This is a genomic window from Mesorhizobium sp. BR115XR7A (genome assembly GCF_020165315.1).
In the GTDB taxonomy this organism is placed as follows: Bacteria; Pseudomonadota; Alphaproteobacteria; order Rhizobiales; family Rhizobiaceae; genus Mesorhizobium; species Mesorhizobium australicum.
Map to the genome: position 1 here is coordinate 76,168 of NZ_JAIUHW010000011.1, position 23,402 is coordinate 99,569.

Consider the following 23,402-nt stretch of genomic DNA (forward strand, 5'->3'; position numbering starts at 1 on the left):
TTTATGCAGCCTTTGTTTTTCCGGTTCCCTCATGCGCCGCCTTGGTGCGGGCCTGCAGGTCGCGCAATGTCTTCAGTTCGAGTTCGCTTGGCGCGGGTGTTTCGTCAAGCGCCTCGGCGAACTTAACAACCCAGCCACAGCGCTCCTGCACCTGCTGACGGGTTACCTTGGGGTGCAGCGACACGACCGTGAATTCCTTGGTCACCGGATCGGGCTTCCAGATGGCAAGATCGGTGATCAGCAGCGTGGGGCCCGCGGTCTCGATGCCCAACCGCTGTCGGTGATCGCCGCCCTCGCCATGGCCGAAGGAGGTGACAAAGTCGATCTTCTCGACCATGCCGCGCTTGGTCTGCGCCATGGTGATGTAGATCTCCTTCGACGATGTCGCGATCTCCGGCGCGCCGCCGCCGCCGGGCAGTCGGGTCTTGGGATGGAAATAGTCGCCTATCACAGTGGTGTTGATGTTGCCGAACTTGTCGAGCTGCGCCGCACCGAGGAACCCTATGGAAATGCGGCCGCCCTGCAGCCAGTAGCGGAACATCTCCGGCACCGCGACGGTGGTGACGGCGGTTTCGCACAATTCGCCATCGCCGATCGACAGCGGCAGCACGTCGGGCGCCGTACCGATCGTGCCGCTCTCATAGATCAAGGTGATGTCGGGCGCATGCGTCAGCCGCGCGACGTTGCATGCCGCGGACGGCGCGCCGATGCCGACGAAGCAGACATCGTCATTCCTCAGCGCCCGGCTCGCGGCGATCGTCATCATCTCGTTGGGGGTGAAGCCCGGCTGATTGTCGCTCATGCCGCGTTCCGCAGATGCGAGACCCGGGCCGCGAAATCGTCGGGACTTTTCTCGATCACGTTTGCCTGCATCCAGGCCCGGAATTTCTCGCGGTCGGCCGCGACCTCGTCCCATTCGAGATAGGCGGCATTGTCGCGCGCATAATAGCCATGGGCATAGGAGGGGTGCGAACCGCCGGGCACGACCGAGATCGCCGCGATCGTCCAGCGCGGCAGCACGGTCAGATTGGGGTGAAGATCGTCAAAATTGTCGACCACCTCCTCCACCGTCACCACCGCGCGCCTCGCCGCCAATACCGCCTCCTTCTGGACGCCGATGATGCCTTCGACCAGCACATTGCCTTTCCGGTCGGCTTTCTGCGCATGGATGAAAGTGACATCGGGCCGGATGGAAGGCACGACCGCCAGCATCTCGCCGGTGAACGGACAGGTCACCGCTTTGATGTTCGGATTGACATCAGCCAGCCCCGTGCCGCGATAGCCGCGGAACACCGCGCAGGGCAGGCCGGCCGCACCCGCCTCATAGCCATTGGCCATGCCGGCATGGCTGTGTTCCTCGACCGCGATCGAGCGGGGAAAACCGTTCTCGATCGCATCGCGGGCGCGCCGCAGCAGGCCGACACCGGGATTGCCGACATAGGAGAAGACGATTTTCTGGGCCATGCCCATGCCGATCATCTGGTCGTAGATCAGGTCCGGCGTCATGCGGATCAGGGTCAGGTCGCGATATCCCTGGCGGATCGCCTCATGCGCCGCAGCCGTCGGGATCAGGTGGGTGAAACCTTCGAAGGCAGCGGTGTCGCCATCGTTCAGGTTCTCCGCCACGGCCTGTTTGAGCGGCAGGAACTTGACCATCGCGGCGACTCCCAGAGTCCAAAAAGTTCGTATTGCGAACACATGTATTGAATGCGATACTTTCTAAACTCCGTTGAGCCGGGGTGTCAATCGTGGCGAGATCGCCCGGACCGAGAGATGAGATGGACGACGAGACCGTTTCCCGTGATCACGTCGGCTCGCTCGAGCGCGGACTCGGCGTGATGGAGATATTGGCCCGCCATCCCTCCGGCATGACCCTGACCGAAATGGCCGAACAAGCCGGCCTGACCCGTGCCGGCGCCCGGCGATTCCTGCTGACGCTCACCGCTACCGGCTATGCGACGCAATCCGGGCGTCTATTCTCCCTGTCCCCGCGCCTGCTGACCGTTGCCCGCACCTGGCTCGGCGGCGCCTCGCTGTGGAGCTTCGCCGCGCCGATCATGCGCGCGGTCGCCGCGCAACTGAACGAGGCCTGCTCTGCAGCGATCCTGTCGGGCCAAGATGTCGTCTATGTCGCCCGCATTCCAGGCCGGCGGATCCTGAGCGTATCGCTCGATGTCGGCACCAGGCTACCCGCTTATTGCACCTCGATGGGGCGGATGCTGCTGGCGGGGCTGACACCGGCGGAATTGGACGCCTTCTTCCGTAAGGCAACGGTCGAGCGGCGGACGCCGAAGACAATTGTTGAAAGACCGTTGCTGGCAAAGGCCATTGCCAAAGCCAGAATGGATGGCTTCGCCATCGTCGACGAAGAGCTGGAACTCGGCCTGCGCTCCATCGCCGTGCCGATCCGCGACCGCGCTGGGCGCACGGTCGCGGCGATCAATGTCTCGACCCAGTCGGCACGGTTTTCCGTCGCGGATATGGAGCGGGAGATCTTGCCTGCGCTGCTTGAGGCCAGACAGCGTGTCGAGGATTTCTTTGTCGTCTGATAGAGGCCTGTTAGGCTTCCCTGGCGTTGGCCCGCCAGCGTCTAAATAGCGCCCTCAATGCTTGATCCGGTCCCGCATCGCGTACCACAGCATGCCCAGCACATAGAGCGGCCCGCGCAGCGCCGTGCCGCCCGGGAACGGCATTGGTGTCAGCGTCGAGAACAGGTCGAGCCGTGAGGCATCGCCGGTGATCGCCTCGGCCAAAAGCTCGCCCGAGAGCGTCGACAGGATGACGCCCTTGCCTGAATAGCCGTGCGCGAAATAGACCTCGCCATAGTGCCCGACATGCGGCAGCCGCGACGTCGTTACCGACACCAGCCCGCCCCAGGCATGGTCGATGCGGCAGCCCTTGAGTTGCGGAAAGGTGCTCTCCATGTGCGGCCGCACGAAGCCGGCAATGTCGGCCGGCGGTGACGGCGTGTAGCGCTCGCCGCCGCCGAACAGCAGGCGTCCATCGGCGGACATCCGGTAATAGTTGACGACGAAGCGTGTGTCGGACACCGCGACATTGGCCGGGATGACGTTGCGCGCGCCCTCCAGCGGCTCGGTGGCGACAATGTAGTTACCGACCGGCATGATGCGACTGTTGACGCGCGGCTCCAGCCCGTTGAGCAGCGCGTCGCCGGCCAGCACGACATGTCTGGCCCGCACCGATCCCTTTGCCGTCGAGACCCGGATCGAGGGTTCGCGCTCCAGCTTCACGGCCAGCGAGTTTTCGTGGATGACCACGCCGGCCGCGACAGCCGCGCGGGCAAGCCCAAACGTGTAGTTGAGCGGATGCATGTGGCCGCCGAGCGGCTCATACATGGCGCCATGATAAGGCGTGTCGACCTTGGCCCGAGCCGCCGCCGCCGAGAGTATCTCGACATCGCGGAATTTCATCACGCTCTCGAGGCACTTGGCCTCTTCTTCCAGATCCCTAAGGTCGGATCCGTTGACCGCGCCGACCAGATGGCCGGTCAGCCTGAGATCGCACTCGATGGCATTGCGTTCGATGATGTCGAGCACCAGGCCGCGCGCCTCGAAAGCGAGGTCGAACAGCACCTTGGCCCGCTCGGCTCCGTAGAGCTTGACCAGACCCTTGGCGCCCTTGCGCAGGCCGGGGATCATCTGGCCGCCATTTCGGCCCGATGCGCCCCAGCCGATCTTGCCGCCTTCGAGCAGCACCACCTTCAGCCCGCGTTCGGCGGCGTGAAGGGCGGCCGACAGCCCGGTGCAGCCGCCGCCGACGACGACCAGGTCGGTTTCGGCATCGCCGACGAGCGCTGGATGGTCCGGCGCCGGATTGGCGGTGGCGACGTAGTAGGATTTGCCGATGTCGAGACCGGAATTGAAACCCGTTGAAGATGCCATGATCACACCTTCAGCAAGAGATGGTCGCGTTCCCAGCTCGTCACCACGCTTTGGAATAGGTCGAGTTCGACGCTCTTGACGCGCAGATAGGTCTGGAAGAAGTCCTCGCCGAGCAGCTCTCGCACCGGGGCACAAGCCTCGAAACGATCCAGCGCCTCCTCCATGGTCTTAGGCAGCGTGCTCCTGATCTTGTAGGCATTGCCCGACGCCTCGGCCGAGCGCGCCAATTTCTGCTCGACGCCCAGATAGCCGGCTAGCAGCGACCCGGCGATCGCCAGATAGGGATTGCAATCCGCCCCAGGCAGCCGGTTCTCCACCCGCCGCGCGGCGCGTCCCCCCGCCGGCACACGCAGGCCGCAGGAGCGGTTGTCATGCGACCACTCGATATTGGCGGGTGCGCTGTGGTTGGGCCTTATGCGGCGGAAAGAGTTCACGTTTGGCGCGAACAGCGGCATGATTTCCGGAACATATTTCTGCAATCCGCCGATGAAGTGGCCGAACATCCTGGTGTCGGCATCGTCGCCGCTGGCGAAAAGCGCATTGCCGGCCTCGTCGACGACCGACATGTGCAGATGCATCGAGCTGCCGGCCTGGGCCGCGATCGGCTTGGCCATGAAGGTCGCATGCATGCCGCATTGCTGCGCGGCCTGGCGCGTAAACCGCTTGAACAAAAGCACCTGGTCGGCCAGCGGCAGGGCGTCGCCATGCAGCAGGTTGATTTCCAGCTGCGCCGTGCCCGATTCATGGATCAGCGTATCGAGCGGCAGACCGGCCGCCGCTGAATAGTCGTAGATGCGCCGGATCACCGGCTCGAATTCTTCCAGCGCGGCCATGTCATAGGGATGCTGCACACCCTCGGCGCGGCCATTGGCGCCGACCGGGGCGGTCAGCGGTCTGTCCGGATCGGGATTCGGCGCGGCCAGATAGAATTCGAGTTCCGGCGCCACCACCGCGCGCCAGCCGCGCTGGCGATAGAGATCGAGCACGGCGCGCAGCACATGGCGTGGCGAGGCCATCCATGGCCTGCCGTCCATGTGGAAGGCGTCGGCGAAGACATAGGCCTTGCCCGCCCCCGCACCCGGCGCCAGGCACAGCGTCGAGACATCGGGCACCATGCGCATGTCGGGGTCCGAATAAGCAAAACCCTCGTCGATAGAGCCGGAATAGCGACCGTCGATGCTGACCAGGAAGGCGCTACTCGGCAGGTAGAGCGCGCGGTCTTCCAGCGCCTTGAGGAGTTTGGCGGTCGGCAGCGCCTTGCCGCGCAACACGCCGTTCATGTCGGGCACCAGGCACTCGACCTCGGTGATGCCGTGCTGCGTGAGCCAGGTCTTGGGGTCGTTGATTGCGGTATTCGTGTTCTTATCAAGCATTTCGTTCATGTCCGTTTCGGGGAGAGAATGGCTTGCGCGGCCACGTCCATTCCGGATTTCAGCACCATCTCGGCTGCATTGTCCCTGAGGCGGGCGGGCGTGGCGTCATCGGCCAGCTGGCCGAGAATGGCTCTCTTCAATCCCCCTTCGGTCCAGCCGTCGCGGCCGATATGATCGCCGGTCTCTCCGGCGCATTGCGCATTGTCGTCCCAGCAATAGAGCATGATCAGCGACGGCACGCCGAAGCGCAGCGCCTCGCAAAAGCTTTTATTGCCGCCGTGGTGGATGAAGGCTGGGCGCCCCGGGTGGGCAAGGCCTGTGCGATGCCAATGCAGTTTAGCGCGGCGCCAGAGCCCGCCTTGGAAAACAGCGCGATGGTCGGGCTGGCTTTACGCGTCAATTCATCCTCTTCAATCCGGCCGGCTGATCACGCCGAACAGTGCGGCTCCTTGCCTGGCCGCCTGCGGCCGCCGGCTGCGGGAGAGGCGCAGGTGGATGCGAAACAGATCGGCACCCATTTCATATCGCCGGTTGTCGAGATGGTCGAGTGTATTGAGGTGCTCGCGCAACGATTGCTTCGGCCGGAAGACGTTGATGCATGACCCGGAACGGCTCATTGGTACTGCCGCGCTCGCCGGTCCGGTCTTGTCGCCGCATTTCCAGCCTCTCGGCAGGCCCGCCCTGATGCGCTCACCACCGGTCTTGTGGGCCACCAGCCAGTCGACAAGCCGCGCTCGGCTTTTTTCGCCGACAATCAGGTCGAAGCGAGAAGCGGTTCTGCGTTGTCGTTGAACGGGAAGGGCTCCAGGAGGAAAACAATGCCGCCGGGCCAAGCCCAGCGGCATCTCCTTTGGTGACTACTGCCTTTTCAGCGACGAACCGCTACGGCGTCGTTCCCGCCTGAAGCTTGGCCGCCGTCTGGTCGATCTTGCCGGCAAGAACACCTTGGGCCCAGGCCGTGACCTCGGCGTCGACCGGCTTGTTGGCCATGTCGGTCAGCGCCGCATCGAGCGATGCATCATCGGTGCCGACCGCTGCCGCCGCAGCCGCGGCCGCAGCCTCATCGGCCGCAGTATTGTCGGCGTCGACCACCGCCTGCTGGGCAGTGATGTCAGCCTGCAGAGCCGATATCTGGCCGGGCAGGGCCGCCTGCTGTTCGGCTGTCATGGCGTCGATTTCGGCCTGAGACAGCGACGTCAGTGCGCTCAACTGCGAATTCAGCGTATCCAGTTGAGCCTGGGCCGCGGCAGCTGTGGCAGCGGCCGCCGCAGCCGCGGTCTGCGCGTTCTTGGCTTTCGCGGACTGCGTCACGAATGCCTGAACGGCGGCGAACTTCTTGCTCTTGGAGTTCATATAGGCGTTGACGTTGCGCTGCAGCGAATTCAGCCGGCCAAGCTTGGCGTGGATATTCTTCTCCTTGGGCACGGACGAGACCTTTGTGTTCGTATCGACCGTGGCGTCGGCCGTTGTGTCCGTGTCCGTCTTGGCTGCCCGTCCCGGTGCCGACGATGACTTGCCGTGCGAAGCACCGCTGTTGCCGTTGCCATTCCCATGGGTGCCGCCATTGCCGCCGCCATTGCCGTTGCCGCCGCCATTGCCTCCAGCATTGCCGCCGCCATTGCCATGCCCATTGCCGGCGAGCGCCGGAGACGCCAGAAGCGCCAATGCGGCCACGGCCGCGAACAGTGTTTTCCGGTTTGTCATGCTAATCTCCTCGGGAATCGCCGCACTCGCCCACCGCTGAACCACCTGCGTATGAGAAATCACTAATCATACCCGGTAAACTTTAGACAAATGCGGTCTCAATCCGAGAGCGCGCGCTGCATCGGATCAATAACCAATTGAAAAGACAAGGAAATATACCGCTTTGACCTGGCTTGGCACTGAAGTCCCATGCCCGCCAGACCATGGTCTTGTGCCGTCCGGCATCCCGCGAAACGACAGAAAAAGCGGGGCTGAACTGGGAAAGGTCGATCGATCAAAGCAGCGTCAGCCGATGCTCTCGCCGCCGTCGATCACCAGCGCTTGCCCGGTCATGAAGGATGAACGGTCCGAGACCAGGAACAGGATCGCCTCGGCGATCTCTTCGGCCACCGCCCAGCGCCCCATCGGGATCTTGGTGCGGACATAGGTTTCGATCGCCTCGCGTCCGCCCATCTGGGCGATGAACGGCTCGTTGAATGGAGTGTCGACCCAGCCCGGGCAGAGCGCGTTGACGCGCACATTGTGCCGGGCATAGTCGAGCGACATCTGCCTGGTCATCGCCACCACGGCATGTTTCGACGTCGCATAGGCGATCATCTCGCGGTCGTAGAACACACCCGAATTCGAAGCCGTGTTGAGGATGACGCCGCCGCCTTGCGCGATCATCGACGGCATGACGATCCTCGCCGCGAGGAATTGCGCCCGCACATTGACCCGCCAGGAGGCGTCCATGCCGGCGGTCTCGACCTCGGTCAGCGTGCCGCCGACCTGGATGCCGGCATGATTATGCAGGATGTCGATGCGCTGATGTCTGTCGAGCGTTCCGACGATGAGCTGGTCGATCGCATTGTCGTTCGAGACGTCGGTCGCGATCGCCTCGGCCCGGCCGCCCGCCGCCCGGATATCCGCGGCCGTTGCCTCGCCGGCGGCTCCATCCCTGTCGGCGATAACGACCACCGCGCCTTCCCTGCCCATGATCATGGCTCCGGCACGTCCGATGCCGGAGCCGGCGCCTGTCACCACGGCGATGCGGTCTTTGAGGATCATGGAGCGGCTTTCAGTTTGACGGCTTGCGCTGGCGCAGTTGCCATTGGGCAAGCACCACGAGCAGGACGGAGGCGACGAGCACGATCGTCGCGATGGCGTTGATCTCCGGCGTTACGCCGCGCCGGATAGAGGCAAAGACATAGATCGGCAGCGTCGTCTGCGCGCCGGCGACGAAGAAGGCGACGATGAAGTCGTCGAAGGAGAAGGTGAAGGCGAGCAGGAAACCGGCGACCACCGCCGGCATGATCTGCGGCAGGACGATCGAGCGGAAGGTCGTTAACGGCGTGGCGTATAGATCGCTGGAGGCCTCGACCAGATTGCGATCGAGGCTGCCGAGCCGCGTGCCGACGATCATCGTCACCAGCGCCATCGAGAACAGGCCATGCGCGGCGATGATCGAGCCGTAGCCGAGCGACAGGCGCGGCGGCTGGTCGCCCGGCCAGACCGAGGCGAGGAACGGATTGACGACCGCGAACAGCTGAACGAGCGCGACCAGCGTCGAGATGCCGATGACGACGCCCGGAACGACGATCGCCGCGCCAAGCAGCCCGTCGAAGACGGCGCGGGTTCTGGCGCCGACACGCGCCAGGCCAAGCGCCGCCGCGGTGCCGAACACCGCCGCCAGCAGGGCGCTGGTGGTGGCGATGAACAGGCTGTTCTTCAGCGCCTCGACCAGGAACGGGTTGGACAGGGCCTTGCCATACCACTGCACCGAGAAACCGGTGAACTCGCTGGCATGGTGGCCGGCGTTGAAGGAAAACAGCACGACCAGCACGATCGGCAGATAAAGGAACGCAAAGACGGCAATGACGAAGGCGCGCATCAGATGAGGTCCACCCGGCGAGCGCCCGCAACGCGGTTCGAAATGCGGTTGGCGACAATCAGCACCACCACCGAGACCAGCACCAGCGTGATCGCGATGGCCGACCCGAACGGCCAGTTGCGCGATTGCAGGAAGAGGTCGACCAGCGCGTTGCCGATGAAGAACACCTTGCCGCCGCCAAGCAGCGTCGGGATCAGGTATTCGCCGAGCAGCAGGATCATGACCAGCGAGAAGCCGGTCATCACGCCCGGCAGCGACAGCTTCAGGGTCACGCCGAGAAAGGTCGACAACGGCCTCGCGCCGAGATCGGCGGAGGCCTCCAGCAGCCTTCGGTCGAGCCGTTCGAGGCTGACATAGATCGGCAGGATCATCAGCGGCAGATAGCCGTAGACGATGCCGAGCAGGACCGCGCCCGGCGTGTTGATCAACCTGACATCCTCGATGCCGGCAAAGGCGAGCAGCGCCGGGATGCCGCGTCCACCCAGAATGTACATCCACGCATAGGTCCGCATCAGAAGGCTGGTCCAGAACGGAATGACGACCAGCGCGAGCAGGATCAGCCGCCAGCGCTGCGGCGCCTGCAAGGCGAGGTAATAGGCGACCGGATAGGCGACAAGCAGGCAGGCGAGCGCGCCCACTGGCGCCAGCACCATCGTGTTCCAGAACGCGGTCGCCCGTGCCGGGAGATTGGCATATTGCGCCAGCGTGAAGGCTGCCTGGTAGCCGCCCTCCGGCGCCCGCTCGCCGACGCTGAACACGGCGATGGCGATGAATGGCAGCACCAGGAACACCACCAACCATGCCGTCGCCGGCGCGAGCAGCAAGGCGGTCAGGAAATTACGCCGAAATCTGTTGCCGTGCATCGAAACCGCCCCGGTGCCGGCGGGCATGGGCCCGCCGGTCGATTGTCTTTATCCAGGCCAGTCTCAAGCCGATTTGAAGCGCGCCATCAGTTCGGCACGGCCCGGGTCGGTCAGCGTTGCCGCCGCGCCGAATTCAAGCGGCGTCAACAGCTCCGCCGCCGGATAGAGGATCGGATTGTCGAGCACTTCCTTGGGCAGCAGCTTGTTGACGCGCGCATCCGTCGAAGGCGCGCCGTTGGCGAGGTGCTCCTTCACTGCGACCTGCGGGTTCATCAGATAGTTGAGCAGCGCATAACCGGCGGGCTTGTTGGGCGCGTCCTTCGGGATGGCATAAAAATCGGTCCAGATCTCGCCGCCTTCCTTGCCCAGCACATAGGCGATCTCGGGAATGTCGCGATGCAGTTGCGCGCCGTCATTGGTCCAGCACATCGTCATCCACGCGTCGCCCGCACGCATACCCGGCTGGTAGTCGGACGAGACGGCGAACAGATGCGGCTTGACCTTCAGCAGCAGTTCCTCTGCCTTGGCGAGCTCGTCCTGCTTCAGCGAATTGAACGAATAGCCGTAATATTTCAGCGCGTTGCCGATGGTGGTGAGCTGGTAGTCGTGCACCATGGTGCGGCCATCGCCCTCGGCCAGGGCGGTATCCCAGAACTCCTTCCAGCTCGTCATCGGCTTGGTCAGCTTCTTGGTGTTCACTGCAAAGCCCGTGGTGCCCCAGTTCTTCGGCACGGCGTAGATCACCTTGTCGATCGTGCCCTCGGAGGTGAAGCGCGGATCTTCCTGCGTACCGTCGAAATTCGGGAGCTTCGCCATCTCCAGCGGCTCGATAATGCCGAGCTTCCTGTAGGTCGAGATCGTATAGTTGGTCGGCACGAACAGGCTCCAGCCCGAGGCGCCGGCCTGCAGCTTGGCCAGCATCTCCTCGTTGGAGCCGAACACGTTGACCTCGACGGCGACACCGGTGTCCTTTTTGAAGTTCTCGAAGGTCTGCGGGTCATGGTAATTCGGCCAGGTGGCGATCGACATGCGGTCGCCAAGGCTTTCGGCGGCGAAGGCAGGGGTCGGCATGATGCCGATCTCGCGCGCCATCACCGCCGTTGCGATGCCAAGGCCGGTGAGGCCAAGGAAGTCGCGGCGGCCGATCGAGCCGCGCTTCAGGCGCATCAGCTGGTCGACGAAATTCTCGGGGCTTATCGGCAGTCCGTCACGATATGATTTCGACATGTTTGTTTACCCTCTGGTTGGTCCCGTTGTTCTTGGTTTCCGGAAACGCCAGCGGCGTTCCCATGGCATAGCCGATGGCGACGGGTTCACCCGGCTTGAAGAGATTGCCTTGGCCGATCAGGTGATCGGCCTTGGCGAGCAAAGTGCCGATGCCCTGCACTTCGATCGCGTATTCCGCGGTCGAGCCGAGGAATATCCGGTTGCGGACGATGCCTTTGAGCGGACCGCTTTCGGGAGCGCCAAGGCTGAGTGATTCGGGACGCAGACTGACCGAGACGGTCTCGCCTTGTCGAAGCGCGGTTCGCTTGCGCGCCGCGATCACAGTGCCGTCCGCCAGCGCCACGTCCACCAGGTCGCCCGTGTGCCCGGCGACGGTGCCGCTCAAGAGATTGGTCTTGCCGACGAAATCGGCGACGAACAGGTCGGCCGGCTCGTCATAGATCTCGCTCGGCTGGCCGAGCTGGACGATGCGCCCGCCATTCATGACGCAGACGAAATCGCTCATCGACAGCGCTTCCTCCTGGTCGTGGGTCACCAGCACGAAGGTGATGCCGATCTCGCGCTGCAGGTTCTGCAGCTCGATCTGCATGTCGGTGCGCAGCTTCTTGTCGAGCGCCGCAAGCGGCTCGTCGAGCAGCAGCACCGCCGGCTTGTTGACCAATGCACGCGCCAGCGCGACACGCTGCTGCTGGCCGCCGGACAGTTCGTGGATCTTGCGGCCGCCATAGCCGGCGAGCCGCACCATTTCGAGCGCTTCGCCAGCCCGCCGGCCGATATCGCGCGACGACAGCCGTGGCCTTGCCTGGCGCAGCCCGTAGGAAACGTTGGCTTCGACATCGAGATGCGGAAACAGCGCGTATTGCTGGAACACCATGTTGACCGGCCGTCGGTAGGGCGGCGTGCCGGCCATGTCCTGGCCACGGATGAACACCTGGCCTTCGCTCGGCTGTTCGAACCCGCCGATCATGCGCAGGCAGGTGGTCTTGCCGCAGCCGGACGGTCCAAGCAGCGCAACGAAGGCGGAGGGCGGCACGGCAAGGTCGATGCCGCTGACCGCGGTCACCGCGCCATAGCGCTTGGCGACGCCGCGAAATTCGATGTCGGGCACTGCGGTCAAGGCTGCGGGCTCCAGGACGATGCGATTTCAAGACGCTACCAGAGCTAATGGCAGCTAGTATATACCTCGCAGGTGGTATATCTGATCTATTTTCCCGTTTAAGGGGGTATTGGATTGAGCGCTTCCCGCAGCGACGAATACCGCCGGCTCGCCACGCTTGTCGCGGCGACGCGGGAGACGAGCGGGGATGTCTTCGGCCAAGCGATGGTCGATTGGCTGCGGCAGCATGTCGGCTTCGACCATTGCGTGATCTTCGGCTATCGGGGTGCCGCGCGCCCGCCACTGCTGTTCGAGACCTTCACGCCGGCCGAAAGCCACGTCTTCGTCGCGCTCTATCAGGAAGGCCCCTATCTGCTCGACCCCTTCCATCACGCGGCGGTCGAGCGCAAGGAAGGGTTCTGGCGCATGCGCGAACTGGCTCCTGATCGTTTCTACGCCAGCGAATATTTTCGCTCCTATTACAGCCAGACCAGGCTCGCCGAGGAAGTCGGCTTCTTCGTGCCGCTGCCGGGCAAGGACGCGCTGGTGCTGTCGCTGATGCGGCTCAGCGCTTCCGGTCCGTTCGGCACCGCCGATGCCAGGCTGCTGCGCGACATGGCGCCGGCGGTGATCAGCTTCACCAGGTTGCGCTGGCCAACTCTTCCCGCCGACGAACCGGCCGAGACGAAGCAGGACGAGGAAATCACCGAGGTCAACGAGTTCGACCGCGCCCATATCTGGAAAAGCCTGTCGCTGACGCCGCGCGAAAAACACGTCGTCGACCTGGTGCTGCAGGGCCATTCGACGGAATCGATCGCCAGGGCCATGCGCATCGTGCCGGGAACCGTGAAGGTCCATCGCCGCAACATCTACCGCAAGCTCAACATCAAGTCGCAGGCCGGCCTTTTCGCCCGCTTCGTCGAGATCATCGACGCGCGGATCCGGTGATTCCCGCAGGCCGCTGACTACCCCGGGTCAGGCTTCCCACGAGTCGGTTTTGGCCATCCGCTCGAGCAAGGGCGCCGGTTTGAAAACATCCTTGCCCGTCCGCTCATGCCAATACCTGAGTCGCCCGACGATCCTGGCCGCGCCTTCGAGGCCGGCCCAGAACATCGGGCCGCCCTTGCCGATGGGAAAGCCATAGCCATTGACCCAGACGACATCGATGTCGGACGCACGGGCCGCGATTCCCTCCTCCAAAATCTTCGCGCCTTCGTTGACCAGGGGATAGAGTGTGCGCTCGATGATTTCGTCGGCGTCTATCGTGCGCGGCACGATGCCCTTTTCCGCCGCCTTGTCGCGGATCAGCGCCTCGACCTCGGGATCGGGCACCGGCGTGCGCGAACCGTTCTCGTAGAGATAGAAGCCACGGCCGGTTTTCTGGCCGAAGCGCCCCTGTTGGCAGAGCGTGTCGGCGATGGGGGCCGTGAGGCCCCGCGCCTTGCGGTTACGCCAGCCGATGTCGAGGCCGGCAAGGTCGCCCATCTGGAAAGGACCCATCGGCCAGCCAAAATCGGTGAACGCCTTGTCGATCTGGCTGGGGGTTGCGCCTTCGAGCAGCAGCGCTTCGGATTCCGAGCCGCGCGCGGCCAGCATACGGTTGCCGACGAAGCCGTGGCAGACGCCGACGACGACAGCCACCTTGCCGATCCGGCGCGCAAGGTCGATCACGGTCGCCAGCGCATCAGGCGCCGTTTTTTCGGCGCGCACGATCTCCAGCAGTTTCATGACGTTGGCCGGCGAGAAGAAATGCAGGCCGAGCACATCCTGCGGCCGCGAGGTCGAGGCGGCGATTTCGTCGATGTCGAGATAAGAGGTGTTGGTGGCGAGGATGGCGCCCGGCCTCGCCACCGCGTCGAGCTTCCCGAAGATTTCTTTCTTGACCGCCATGTCCTCGAACGCTGCCTCGACGATCAGGTCGCAATCGGCGAGATCGGCATGATCGATCGTGCCTTTGAACTGGGCGAGCCGCTGCCGCTTGGCATCCTCGCTCAAGGAGCCGCGTGCAACCGAGACGGTGTAATTCTTCTCGATCGTCGCCAACCCGCGCCGCAGCGCCTCCTGGCTGGTTTCCAGCAAGGTGACGGGAAAGCCGCCATTGGCGAAGGCCATGGCAATGCCGCCGCCCATCGTGCCGGCGCCGATGACGCCGACGCGGGCGATCCTGCGCTTGACGACGTCCTTGCCGGGAAGCTTGGCCGCCTCGCGTTCGGCGAAAAACAGGTGCCGTTGGGCGCGCGACTGGTCGCTGGCGACAAGCTTGACGAACAGCGCCCGCTCCTCCGCCAGCGCCTCGTCGAAGGGCAGCGTGACGGCATTGCGCACCGCCTGCGCACAGGCGATTGGCGCTTCGAGGCCACGCGCTTTGCGGGCAAGATCCGCGGCCTCCGCATCGAAGGCGGCAAGGTCGGTCTCCTTCAGGACGTCGTCGCGGTCGCGCACCGGCGGGAACGGACCGCCCTTGCGGGCCATTTCGCGGGCGAAATTCACGGCGTGGGTGGTCAGATCGCCTTCGAAAACGGCGTCCACCAGGCCGGCGCCGTATGCCTCATCGGCACCGATCGGTGTACCGGAAACGATCATCTTCAATGCCTTGGTGGCGCCAACCAGGCGCGGCAGCCGCACCGTGCCGCCGCCACCGGGCAGGATGCCGAGCTTCACCTCGGGCAGGCCGAGCCTTGCGCCTTGATCGGCAACCCGGAAATGGCAGCCGAGCGCCAATTCCAGCCCGCCGCCGAGCGCGGTACCGTGGATGGCGGCGACCGTCGGCTTGGCAATGGCTTCCAGCACCGCCACGATGGCGCGCAATTCCGGCTGCTGCATCGGCTTGCCGAATTCGGTGATGTCGGCGCCGGCAACGAAGGTCCGGCCGGCGCAAGCGATGACGATGGCCGCGACCGATGCGTCATCGCGCAAAGCGACCAGAGCCTGCATCAGCGGTTCGCGGACGTGGAAACTCAGCGCGTTTACCGGCGGATTGTCGATGGTGACGATGGCGACGCCACCCTCGTTCGCGACGCTGACAGAACTGGACAAGTGGGGGCCTCCCAAGACCGACTGAGATCGGGGACCGGTTTACAAGGCCACGCCGCGAATGGGAACCGGCTGGTCCAATGGTTGGCGGATAGGCTGCGGTCGCGCCGGAGACGTTGCGGTCAGCGCACCGCCTTCTCGCCGCCCGCAGCCGTAATCACCCCTACGATGATAAGCCCGGTCAGCAGGAGACGCACCCCGGCGCTGACGCCGAATGTGTTGAGCATGGTGAGCAGCAGCACCAGGAACAGCGCCGCGCCCCAGACGCCCGGCACATTCGCCTTGCCGCCCGCCACCGACGTGCCGCCGATGACGACCACGGCGATCGAAGCGAGCAGGTATTCGTTGCCGATGTCGACATTGGCGCCGCGGAAATAACCGGCGAGCAGCGCGCCATCGATGCCGCCGAGCGCGCCCGACAGCGTATAGGTGAGAAAACGGATCCGCCCGACATTGACGCCGGCGAGCCAGGCGGCGCGGATGTTCTGGCCGATCGCCAGCACCGAGCGGCCATAGATCATGCGCTGTAAGGCGATGGCCGCACCGATGGTGAACAGCACAGTGAGGATCGCCAGCACGGGCACGCCCAGCACCTGCCAGTTGGTGAAATCGGCGAAGCCAGGCGGCGGCTTGATCTGCAGTCCGCGCCCATAGCTGATGTCGACCGACTGGATGATGAAGCTCGCCGACAGCGTGGCGATGATCGGCGGAATGCGCAGCGCCCAGATCAAGAGATAGTTGATGGTCCCGATCGCGGCGCCACAGGCGAGCGCCGCCAGCAATCCGACCAGGATCATGGCATCGCTGCCGCCCATCACCTTCATGGCGACCGCGCTGGCGAGGCCGATATTGGCCGGCAGCGACAGGTCGACATTGCCAGGTCCAAGCGTAATGACGAACATCTGGCCGACGCCGACGATGACGGTAAACACGGCAAGCGACAATGCCGCCGTGACCATGCCGCCGCCGCCATAGCCCCCGGTGAAGGCGATCGTCGCCAACCACACCAGCAGCGCACCGACAAACGACCAGATCCAGGGTTTTGTGAGCAGGGTTTTCAGCGAAGCCATCGCTCACCTTTCCCTGCGGCTGATCAGCACCCGCGCCGCAAGCACGATGATCAGGATGGCGCCGTTGGCGGCCACCTGCCAGTCGGGCGGAATGTGCATGAAGGTGAGCAGCGGCGAGGCGGCCAGCGCCAGCGTCAGCGCGCCGATGACGGCGCCGATCGGCGAGACCCGGCCGCCGACGAACTCGCCGCCGCCGAGGATGACGCCGGCGATGGCCAGCAGCGTGTAACCATTGCCGATATTGGCATCGGCCGAGGTGGTGATGCCGATCAGCGCCATGCCCGACAGAACGCCGAACAGGCCGGCCAGCGCAAACAGCACGATCTTGGTCTTGAGCAGCGACCAGCCGGCGCGCTTGAGCGCCGCGGGATTGCCGCCCGAGCCGCGCAGGATCACCCCGTAGGAGGTACGCATCAGGCCGAAATGCACGACGGCCGCGATCAGCAGCGCGGCGATGATCGGAAACGGAATGAAAGGCGGCTTGAACGACATGATCGCCAGCAGCCAGTCCGGCGCCTTGCCGCCCGGTTTTGGCAGGACGAGAATGGCGAGGCCCTGCCAGACGAAGCTCATGCCGAGCGTCACCACGATGGAGGGCAGGTTGCGCAGATGGATCAGCGCGCCGAGCAGCGCATAAATGCCGATCGATCCGGCGAGAATGAGGATGCCGATGAGCGGCGCATCCTTAAGCCAGGTCGCGGTGACGCAACCGACAAAACCGACAAAGGTGCCGATCGAGAGATCAAGCTCGTTGCCGGCGATGACGAACATCTGCGCGATCGTCGCCAGCGCGATCGGAATCGCCAGGTTCAACATCAGGCTGAAGCCGAAATAGCTGATGGCGCGCGGATTGAGCCAGGCGATCGCGAGCAACACCAGCGCCAGCGATAGCGCGGGCAGCAGGCCGCGCAACAGCCGCGCCCGCGCCGCCGCATTGCGTGCCGCCGATCCCTTGAAGCCATTGTCGATTGGCGTCGCCGTCATCTCAGGCCGCATCGCCGAAGGAGGACTGGATGATCTTCTCTTCGGTCAGCTCGTCGCGCGTCAGATTGGCGACGATGCGGCCGTTCTTGAAGACATAGATGTGGTCGCAATTGTCGAGCTCTTCGGTTTCGGTCGTGTACCAGAGGAAGGTGCGTCCGCGGCCCGCCTCCTCGCGCACGAGATCGTAGACCTCCAGCTTGGTACCGATGTCGACGCCGCGCATCGGGTCGTCCATCAGCACGATCTGGGCATCGGAGCCGAGCGCCCTGGCGAACAGCGCTTTCTGCTGGTTGCCGCCCGACAGCGAGAAAATATTGTTGTTCATGTCAGGCGTGCGGATGCCGATCTTCTTCTGCCAGAACGCGGCCAATTCGGCCTCACGCTGGGGTGAAATCAACAGCCCGTTGCGCAAGCGCGCCAGCGAGCGGATGCCAATGTTTTCGGCAATCGACCATTGCGGGAAAATGCCATCGGACTGGCGGTCGCCTGCCACCAGGGCCACCGGCGCCGTCACCTCGATGCCGGCCTTGGCGCGTGCGGCGGCATCAAAGATGCGCAGCAGCAAGTCGGTCTGTCCGTGACCGGCCAGGCCGGCAAGGCCGATGATCTCGCCCGCGCGCGCGACGAGGTCCTTGCCATCCGCCTGTCCGGCCGGCCGCGCCCGCACGCGCAGCGGATTGGCGCCTGTCTTGGCGGCGGCGGCCTGCGCGGCGGTCTTCGCACGCGCCTCGGCTCCGCCCATCACGGCTACCAGCCGGTCGCGATCAAAGGCACCAGCCGCGTCCGACGCCACCACCTTGCCGTCGCGCATCACCACGATCCGGTCGGCGTTCCGCAGCACCTCGCCCAGCACGTGCGAGATCAGGATGCAGCTTTTGCCACCAGCGACGAAGCGGCGCACGAAGGCCAGCAACTGGCCCGATGTGTGCGCGTCGAGCGACGAGGTCGGTTCGTCGAGGATAACCAGGTCGAGCCGGTCGTGCGTCACGGTGAAGGCACGCGCCACCTCGACCATCTGGCGCCGGCCGATCGACAGATCGCCGACAATGTCCCAGGCCGAGATGCCATGGTCCGGAAAGATTTCGTCCAGCTTGGCGGTGATCAGCTCTGCCGCCTTGCGCCGCCAGCCGAAGCCGGTGAGCGAAGCATGGTTGATACGCGTGTTTTCGGCGACGCTGAGATTGGGGCACAGCGACAGTTCCTGGAACACGCAGCGTATGCCGCGCTGCTGCGCCCGCGACACCGAGTAGTTGTCCTCGATGCCGCCATGCACGGTGATCGTGCCGCTGTCGGGCGTCGAGGTCCCGGCCACCATGTGCATCAGCGTCGACTTGCCGGCGCCGTTATGGCCGACGAGGCCGACGCATTCGCCGGGCCCGACATGGAAATCCACCCCGCCCAGCGCCCTGACGGCGCCGAAATGCTTTTCGGCACCGTCAAGTCTTACGATATCAACACTGGCGGCGCCGAATTGGTTTTCGGCGCCGCCCAGTCTGATGATGTCCGTGTCGCCTGCAGCCATGCTCAACGATATCCGCTCGGTGATGCCCGCGGCAACGCGTCTGCGACTTTCACTTGATATTGGCTTTGATCGCCGCGATGGCATCTTCCTGCGTGTATTCGTGGGTGGCGACACCGCCCTCCTTGATCTTGGGCAGGGCCGCCTCGAAATCGTCCTGGGTGAAGGCCAGATACGGCACCAGCAGATCGTGCGGAATGTCCTTGCGGCCATCGAGCACTTGCTGCGCCACCCAGAAGGCGAGCGTCGATACGCCCGGCGCGATCGAAGCCGACCAGGTCTGGTAGCCGTCCTTGTCCTTCTGTTCCTTCCACCACTTCAATTCGTCCTGCCGGTTGCCCATGATGATGGTCGGGCGCGGCTTGCCGGCGGCGGCGAAGGCTTGCGCGGCGCCATAGCCGTCACCGCCCTGGTCGACGATGCCGACGACGTCGGGCAGCGACGGCAGGATGGTCGCCACCGCCTTCTGAGCCGTGGTCTGGTCCCAGTCGCCGGTGACAGAACCGACGATCTTGAATTCGGGATGCGCGGCCACGCCTTCGAGGATGCCTGCATGGATGGCATCGTCGATCGAGGTGCCGGCAAGCCCCCGGATTTCAAGCAGATTGCCGCCCTTGGGCTGGAACTTGGCCATCTGCTCGACTTCCTGCTTGCCCATGTCCTTGAAGTCGACGACGACGCGGTAGGCGCAGGGCTCGGTGACGGTGCCGTCGAAGGAGACGACGGTGATGCCGGCATCGCAGGCCTGCTTGATGGCGCCGTTGAGCGCATCCGGCGAGGCGGCGTTGATGACGATGGCGTCATAGCCCTGCAGGATCAGGTTCTGCACCTGGGCGGCCTGGGTCGGCACCTCCTTGTCGGCGGTGGTGAAGACATCAGCCGCGCCGACGATCTTGTCGTCGACGGCCTTCTTGGTGACGATGCCATAGCTGTCGAGCATCGCCTGCCGCCACGAATTGCCGGCATAATTGTTGGAGAACGCGATCTTCTTGCCGCTGGTGTCGGCAAAAGCCGTACCGGCCGCGAGCACCGCCGCAAGCGTGCTGAGAACCAATAGTTTCTTCATGTGATACTCCTCCCGAGAGTTGCTGATCAGTTTGATTGTCGACGAATTTCGCGATTGAGATCCTGTTTTTTATCTATTGTCAGACAAAAGTGCAGAAGGCCGGCGGGCTGTCAACTGCAATCCGATGTGCGCCGGCGATCAACTTGCGGTGCGCTGATTGAAATGGCTTCGTTTGATGGCTAGGCATGCGGGCCAGGAGAGCGAACAAGCATGGCAGTGACGCCGACTGTGCCGCCGGGCGCACCGGGAATTCCCGCGCGCTGGACCTCTAGCGCCAAGAGCGGAGTCGGCTCGGCGCTTTCGCCGTCCAGCCGCGTCTGGTTCACCATCAGCCACGGCATCCTGAACGAGGTGTACTATCCGCGCGTCGACAGCGCCTGCACGCGCGACCTCGGCCTGATCGTCACCGGCATGGATGGCTATTTCTCCGAGGAGAAGCGCGATGCCTCGCACGGCATCGAGCCGTTCGAGGACGGCGTGCCCGCCTACAGGCTGGTCAATACAGCCGACGACGGCGCCTACCGGATCGAGAAGCGTATTCTGGCCGATCCGGCGCGCCCGACCGTGCTGCAGGAAATCACCTTCAGTCCGCTCAAGGGCTCCGCGGCCGATTACCGCGTCTACGCGCTTCTGGCGCCGCATCTGGTCAATGCCGGCATGGGCAACACCGCCTGGGTCGGCGAGTACCAGGGAAAGCCTGTCCTGTTTGCCTCGGGGCGCGGCACCTGCCTGGCGCTGGCCTCGTCCCTGCCCTGGCGGGATTGCTCGGCCGGCTATGTCGGCTTCTCCGACGGCTGGCAGCAACTCGACAATACCGGCAAGCTCGACACGGCTTGCCGGCGTGCCGAGGACGGCAATGTCGCGCTGACCGGCGAGATCGGCTTCACCGCCGCCAACACAAAAACCGTGCTGGCGCTGGGTTTTGGGACGACACCGGACGAAGCCGCCGAAAACGCCTTCGCCAGCCTGAAGCGGGGTTTTGAACCGGCGGCGAAATCCTACGTCGAACAATGGCGCGAATGGCAGGCCGGGCTGCTGCCACTGGACCGCCACGCGGTCCCCGGAGTGAACAGCTACCGCGTCTCCACCGCGGTGCTGGCAACCCACCGGTCATCGGCGATGCCCGGCGCGGCGGTGGCCAGCCTGTCGATCCCATGGGGATTCAACAAAGGCGACGATGATCTCGGCGGCTATCATCTTGTCTGGCCACGCGACCTGGTCGAAACAGCGGGTGGCTTTCTCGCCGCCGGCGATGCCGCCTCGGCACTGCGGATCCTGGAATATCTCCGCTCCATCCAGCAGCCGGACGGTCATTGGCCGCAGAACGCCTGGCTCGACGGCTCCGCCTATTGGCCCGGCATCCAGATGGACGAATGCGCCTTTCCCTTGCTGCTGGCGGATGCCCTGCATCGCGCTGGCCACTTGCCGCGTGCCAGGCTGAAGGCCTTCCTGCCGATGATCGAGCGCGCCGCCTCCTATGTCGTGCGCAATGGTCCGGTCACTGGCGAGGACCGCTGGGAAGAAGACGCCGGCTACAGCCCGTTCACGCTGGCCGTCGAGATCGCGGCACTGCTTGCCGGCGCCGACCTGCTCGATGCCTGCGGCAAAGCGGCGGAGGCGGCCTACCTGCGCGAAACCGCCGACTGCTGGAACGACCAGGTCGAACGCTGGACCTATGTCACCGGCACCGCCATCTGCAAGACCGTCGGTGTCGGCGGCTATTACGTCCGCATTGCGCCGCCAGACGACCCCGATGCCGGCTCGCCGAAGGACGGCTATGTGCCGATCAAGAACCGGCCACCCGGCGACACCGACCGGCCGGCCGAGGAAATCGTCAGCCCGGACGCGCTGGCCCTGGTGCGCTTTGGCCTGAGAGCCGCCGACGATCCGCGCATCGTCGATACCGTCAAGGTTATCGACGCGCAGCTGCGCTGCGAACTGCCGCAAGGGCCGCTCTGGTACCGCTATAACAGCGACGGCTATGGCGAGCACGAGGATGGCACGCCCTTCGACGGCACCGGCCAGGGCCGGCCCTGGCCCCTGCTGGCCGGCGAAAGGGCGCATTACGAGCTGGCCGGCGGGCGCAAGGACAAGGCGGCCAGCTTGCTCGATGCGCTGGAGCGGTCGGCCGGGCCTGGCGGCCTGCTGCCCGAACAGGTGTGGGACGGCGCCGATATTCCCGAGCGCGAGCTGCTGCATGGCAAGCCATCGGGCAGCGCCATGCCACTGGTCTGGGCGCATTCCGAACACATCAAGCTGCTGCGCTCGCTACGCGACGGCGCCGTCTTCGACATGCCGCCGCAAGGCGTGAAGCGCTACATCCAGGACAAGACCGTATCGTCGTTCAGGGCATGGCGCTTCAACAACAAGATCCGCGCACTGCCCGAGGGCAAGACATTGCGCGTCGAGCTGCTGACGGCGGCCACCATCCACTGGAGCACGGACAATTGGGCAACCGCCCACGACAGCCGGACAGCGGAAAACGCTTTCGGCCTTCATCTTGTCGATCTGCCCACGGCCAGCCTCCCCAACGGAAGCACGCTGATCTTCACTTTTTTCTGGCCCGGAACCGGCGATTGGGAGAATGTCGACTTCTCCATCATGTCAGGCGCTCAGGACAGCCAGTAGATCCTTCCTCGACAACCCCAGAAAATCTCTAGGAAACAGGGACGAAACCATGCAGATCGGAATGATGGGACTGGGCCGGATGGGCGCCAACATGGTGCGGCGGCTGATGCGCGACGGCCACGAATGCGTCGTCTATGACATCAACCCGGCCAGCGTCGCGGCGCTTGTGAGCGACGGCGCCTTGGGGGCGGCATCCCTGGAGGAATTCGTCGGCAAGCTGGCCAAGCCGCGCTGTGTCTGGCTGATGCTGCCGGCGGCGATCACCGGCAGGATCATCGATCAGGTCGCGGCGCTGATGGAGCCCGGCGACATCGTCATCGACGGCGGCAATTCCTACTATCACGACGCCGTCGACCAGGCCGCGAAACTGGCCACCAAGGGCATGCATCTTGTCGATGTCGGCACCAGTGGCGGCGTCTGGGGGCTGGAGCGCGGCTACTGCCTGATGATCGGCGGTCCCGACGTGGCGGTGCAGCACCTCGATTCGGTCTTTGCCACGCTGGCGCCTGGCGCTGATGCCGGAGCGCCCACCCCGGACAAGACCGCCGGCACCGCGCCCTATGGCTACCTGCATTGCGGACCGAGCGGCGCCGGCCATTTCGTCAAGATGGTGCACAACGGCATCGAATACGGCGTCATGGCCGCCTATGCCGAAGGCATGAACATCCTGAAGTCGGCCAATGCCGGCAAACGGCAGCGGACGGCGGACGCCGAGACAAGCCCGCTGGAAAACCCGCAATACTACCAGTTCGACATCGACCTTCCGCAGGTGGCCGAGGTGTGGCGGCATGGCAGCGTCATCGGCTCCTGGCTGCTCGATCTCACCGCCGGTGCGCTGAAGAGCGATCCGGGTCTGGCGCAATTCGGCGGCCGGGTCTCGGATTCCGGCGAGGGCCGCTGGACGCTGAAGGCGGCGATCGACACCGGCGTGCCGGCACCGGTGCTGTCGTCGGCCCTGTTCGACCGCTTCTCCTCGCAAGGCGAATCCGAATTCGCCGACAAGCTGTTGTCCGCCATGCGCTATGCCTTTGGCGGGCACATCGAAAAGCCGAAGGGCGGCAAGTGAC

General features: G+C 64.6%; 19 protein-coding genes and 1 pseudogene. 4 read left to right on the forward strand and 16 right to left on the reverse strand.

Annotation, left to right across the window (positions count from 1 at the left end):
* Window position 1: 1 nt before the first annotated feature.
* Together LB557_RS22825 and LB557_RS22830 are read right to left on the reverse strand one after the other, a co-directional pair.
* Complete coding sequence (locus LB557_RS22825; protein ID WP_224642652.1) at window positions 2–802, reverse strand: CoA-transferase subunit beta; 801 nt, start codon at window positions 800–802, stop codon at window positions 2–4.
* The gene (locus LB557_RS22830) at window positions 799–1,656 is read right to left on the reverse strand and encodes a CoA transferase subunit A (RefSeq protein ID WP_224642650.1); all 858 of its coding nucleotides are present in this window, start codon (window positions 1,654–1,656) and stop codon (window positions 799–801) included. The genes LB557_RS22825 and LB557_RS22830 overlap by 4 nt, the downstream gene beginning before the upstream one ends.
* A 122-nt stretch (window positions 1,657–1,778) precedes the next feature.
* Between LB557_RS22830 and LB557_RS22835 the strand changes: the two genes are divergently transcribed.
* The gene (locus LB557_RS22835; protein ID WP_015315095.1) at window positions 1,779–2,549 is read left to right on the forward strand and encodes an IclR family transcriptional regulator C-terminal domain-containing protein; all 771 of its coding nucleotides are present in this window, start codon (window positions 1,779–1,781) and stop codon (window positions 2,547–2,549) included.
* A gap of 54 nt (window positions 2,550–2,603) precedes the next feature.
* On the opposite strand, the gene LB557_RS22840 is transcribed toward LB557_RS22835, so the two are convergent.
* The 9 genes and pseudogenes from LB557_RS22840 to LB557_RS22880 form a co-directional block, all read right to left on the reverse strand.
* Window positions 2,604–3,902, reverse strand: a complete 1,299-nt coding sequence (locus LB557_RS22840) for an NAD(P)/FAD-dependent oxidoreductase (RefSeq protein WP_224642648.1) — start codon at window positions 3,900–3,902, stop codon at window positions 2,604–2,606.
* Between the two features lie 2 nt (window positions 3,903–3,904).
* Window positions 3,905–5,275 (reverse strand): glutamine synthetase family protein, encoded by a 1,371-nt coding sequence (locus LB557_RS22845; RefSeq protein ID WP_318013365.1) that lies wholly within the window; start codon window positions 5,273–5,275, stop codon window positions 3,905–3,907.
* A gap of 5 nt (window positions 5,276–5,280) precedes the next feature.
* A pseudogene (locus LB557_RS31875) lies at window positions 5,281–5,565 on the reverse strand (glycosyl transferase family 1); the annotation flags it as partial.
* 592 nt (window positions 5,566–6,157) lie between these two features.
* On the reverse strand, window positions 6,158–6,979 hold the full coding sequence (locus LB557_RS22855; RefSeq protein WP_140719804.1) for a hypothetical protein: 822 nt from the start codon (window positions 6,977–6,979) through the stop codon (window positions 6,158–6,160).
* Between the two features lie 285 nt (window positions 6,980–7,264).
* Entirely contained in the window at window positions 7,265–8,026 is a 762-nt protein-coding gene (locus tag LB557_RS22860) for an SDR family NAD(P)-dependent oxidoreductase (RefSeq protein ID WP_140874621.1), read from the reverse strand.
* Window positions 8,027–8,036: 10 nt separating this feature from the next.
* On the reverse strand, window positions 8,037–8,849 hold the full coding sequence (locus LB557_RS22865) for an ABC transporter permease (protein WP_023771844.1): 813 nt from the start codon (window positions 8,847–8,849) through the stop codon (window positions 8,037–8,039).
* Window positions 8,849–9,739 carry an ABC transporter permease gene (locus tag LB557_RS22870; RefSeq protein ID WP_181173941.1) on the reverse strand — a complete coding sequence of 297 codons (891 nt, stop codon included), beginning with the start codon at window positions 9,737–9,739 and terminating at the stop codon, window positions 8,849–8,851. The genes LB557_RS22865 and LB557_RS22870 overlap by 1 nt, the downstream gene beginning before the upstream one ends.
* Window positions 9,740–9,775: 36 nt before the next feature.
* Window positions 9,776–10,939, reverse strand: a complete 1,164-nt coding sequence (locus LB557_RS22875) for a PotD/PotF family extracellular solute-binding protein (protein WP_224642642.1) — start codon at window positions 10,937–10,939, stop codon at window positions 9,776–9,778.
* The gene (locus tag LB557_RS22880) at window positions 10,920–12,056 is read right to left on the reverse strand and encodes an ABC transporter ATP-binding protein (protein WP_140822759.1); all 1,137 of its coding nucleotides are present in this window, start codon (window positions 12,054–12,056) and stop codon (window positions 10,920–10,922) included. Before LB557_RS22880 ends, LB557_RS22875 begins: the two co-directional genes overlap by 20 nt.
* A 114-nt stretch (window positions 12,057–12,170) precedes the next feature.
* Between LB557_RS22880 and LB557_RS22885 the strand changes: the two genes are divergently transcribed.
* Window positions 12,171–12,983 carry a response regulator transcription factor gene (locus tag LB557_RS22885; RefSeq protein WP_140719800.1) on the forward strand — a complete coding sequence of 271 codons (813 nt, stop codon included), beginning with the start codon at window positions 12,171–12,173 and terminating at the stop codon, window positions 12,981–12,983.
* Between the two features lie 27 nt (window positions 12,984–13,010).
* Here LB557_RS22885 and LB557_RS22890 read toward each other — a convergent pair whose 3' ends face one another.
* The 5 genes from LB557_RS22890 to LB557_RS22910 all read right to left on the reverse strand — a co-directional run bounded on the left by LB557_RS22890 (window position 13,011) and on the right by LB557_RS22910 (window position 19,707).
* Complete coding sequence (locus LB557_RS22890) at window positions 13,011–15,071, reverse strand: 3-hydroxyacyl-CoA dehydrogenase NAD-binding domain-containing protein (RefSeq protein ID WP_224642641.1); 2,061 nt, start codon at window positions 15,069–15,071, stop codon at window positions 13,011–13,013.
* A 119-nt stretch (window positions 15,072–15,190) separates the two neighbouring features.
* Window positions 15,191–16,138, reverse strand: a complete 948-nt coding sequence (locus LB557_RS22895; protein WP_015315084.1) for an ABC transporter permease — start codon at window positions 16,136–16,138, stop codon at window positions 15,191–15,193.
* Between the two features lie 3 nt (window positions 16,139–16,141).
* The gene (locus LB557_RS22900; RefSeq protein ID WP_015315083.1) at window positions 16,142–17,122 is read right to left on the reverse strand and encodes an ABC transporter permease; all 981 of its coding nucleotides are present in this window, start codon (window positions 17,120–17,122) and stop codon (window positions 16,142–16,144) included.
* Window position 17,123: 1 nt separating this feature from the next.
* Entirely contained in the window at window positions 17,124–18,644 is a 1,521-nt protein-coding gene (locus LB557_RS22905; protein WP_224642639.1) for a sugar ABC transporter ATP-binding protein, read from the reverse strand.
* A 49-nt stretch (window positions 18,645–18,693) separates the two neighbouring features.
* Entirely contained in the window at window positions 18,694–19,707 is a 1,014-nt protein-coding gene (locus LB557_RS22910; protein ID WP_015315081.1) for an ABC transporter substrate-binding protein, read from the reverse strand.
* Window positions 19,708–19,917: 210 nt separating this feature from the next.
* On the opposite strand from LB557_RS22910, the gene LB557_RS22915 reads away from it, so the two are divergent.
* Complete coding sequence (locus LB557_RS22915) at window positions 19,918–22,335, forward strand: glucan 1,4-alpha-glucosidase (protein WP_224642637.1); 2,418 nt, start codon at window positions 19,918–19,920, stop codon at window positions 22,333–22,335.
* Window positions 22,336–22,384: 49 nt separating this feature from the next.
* Window positions 22,385–23,401 carry a phosphogluconate dehydrogenase (NAD(+)-dependent, decarboxylating) gene (gnd, locus tag LB557_RS22920; protein ID WP_140618400.1) on the forward strand — a complete coding sequence of 339 codons (1,017 nt, stop codon included), beginning with the start codon at window positions 22,385–22,387 and terminating at the stop codon, window positions 23,399–23,401.
* Window position 23,402 lies beyond the last annotated feature (1 nt).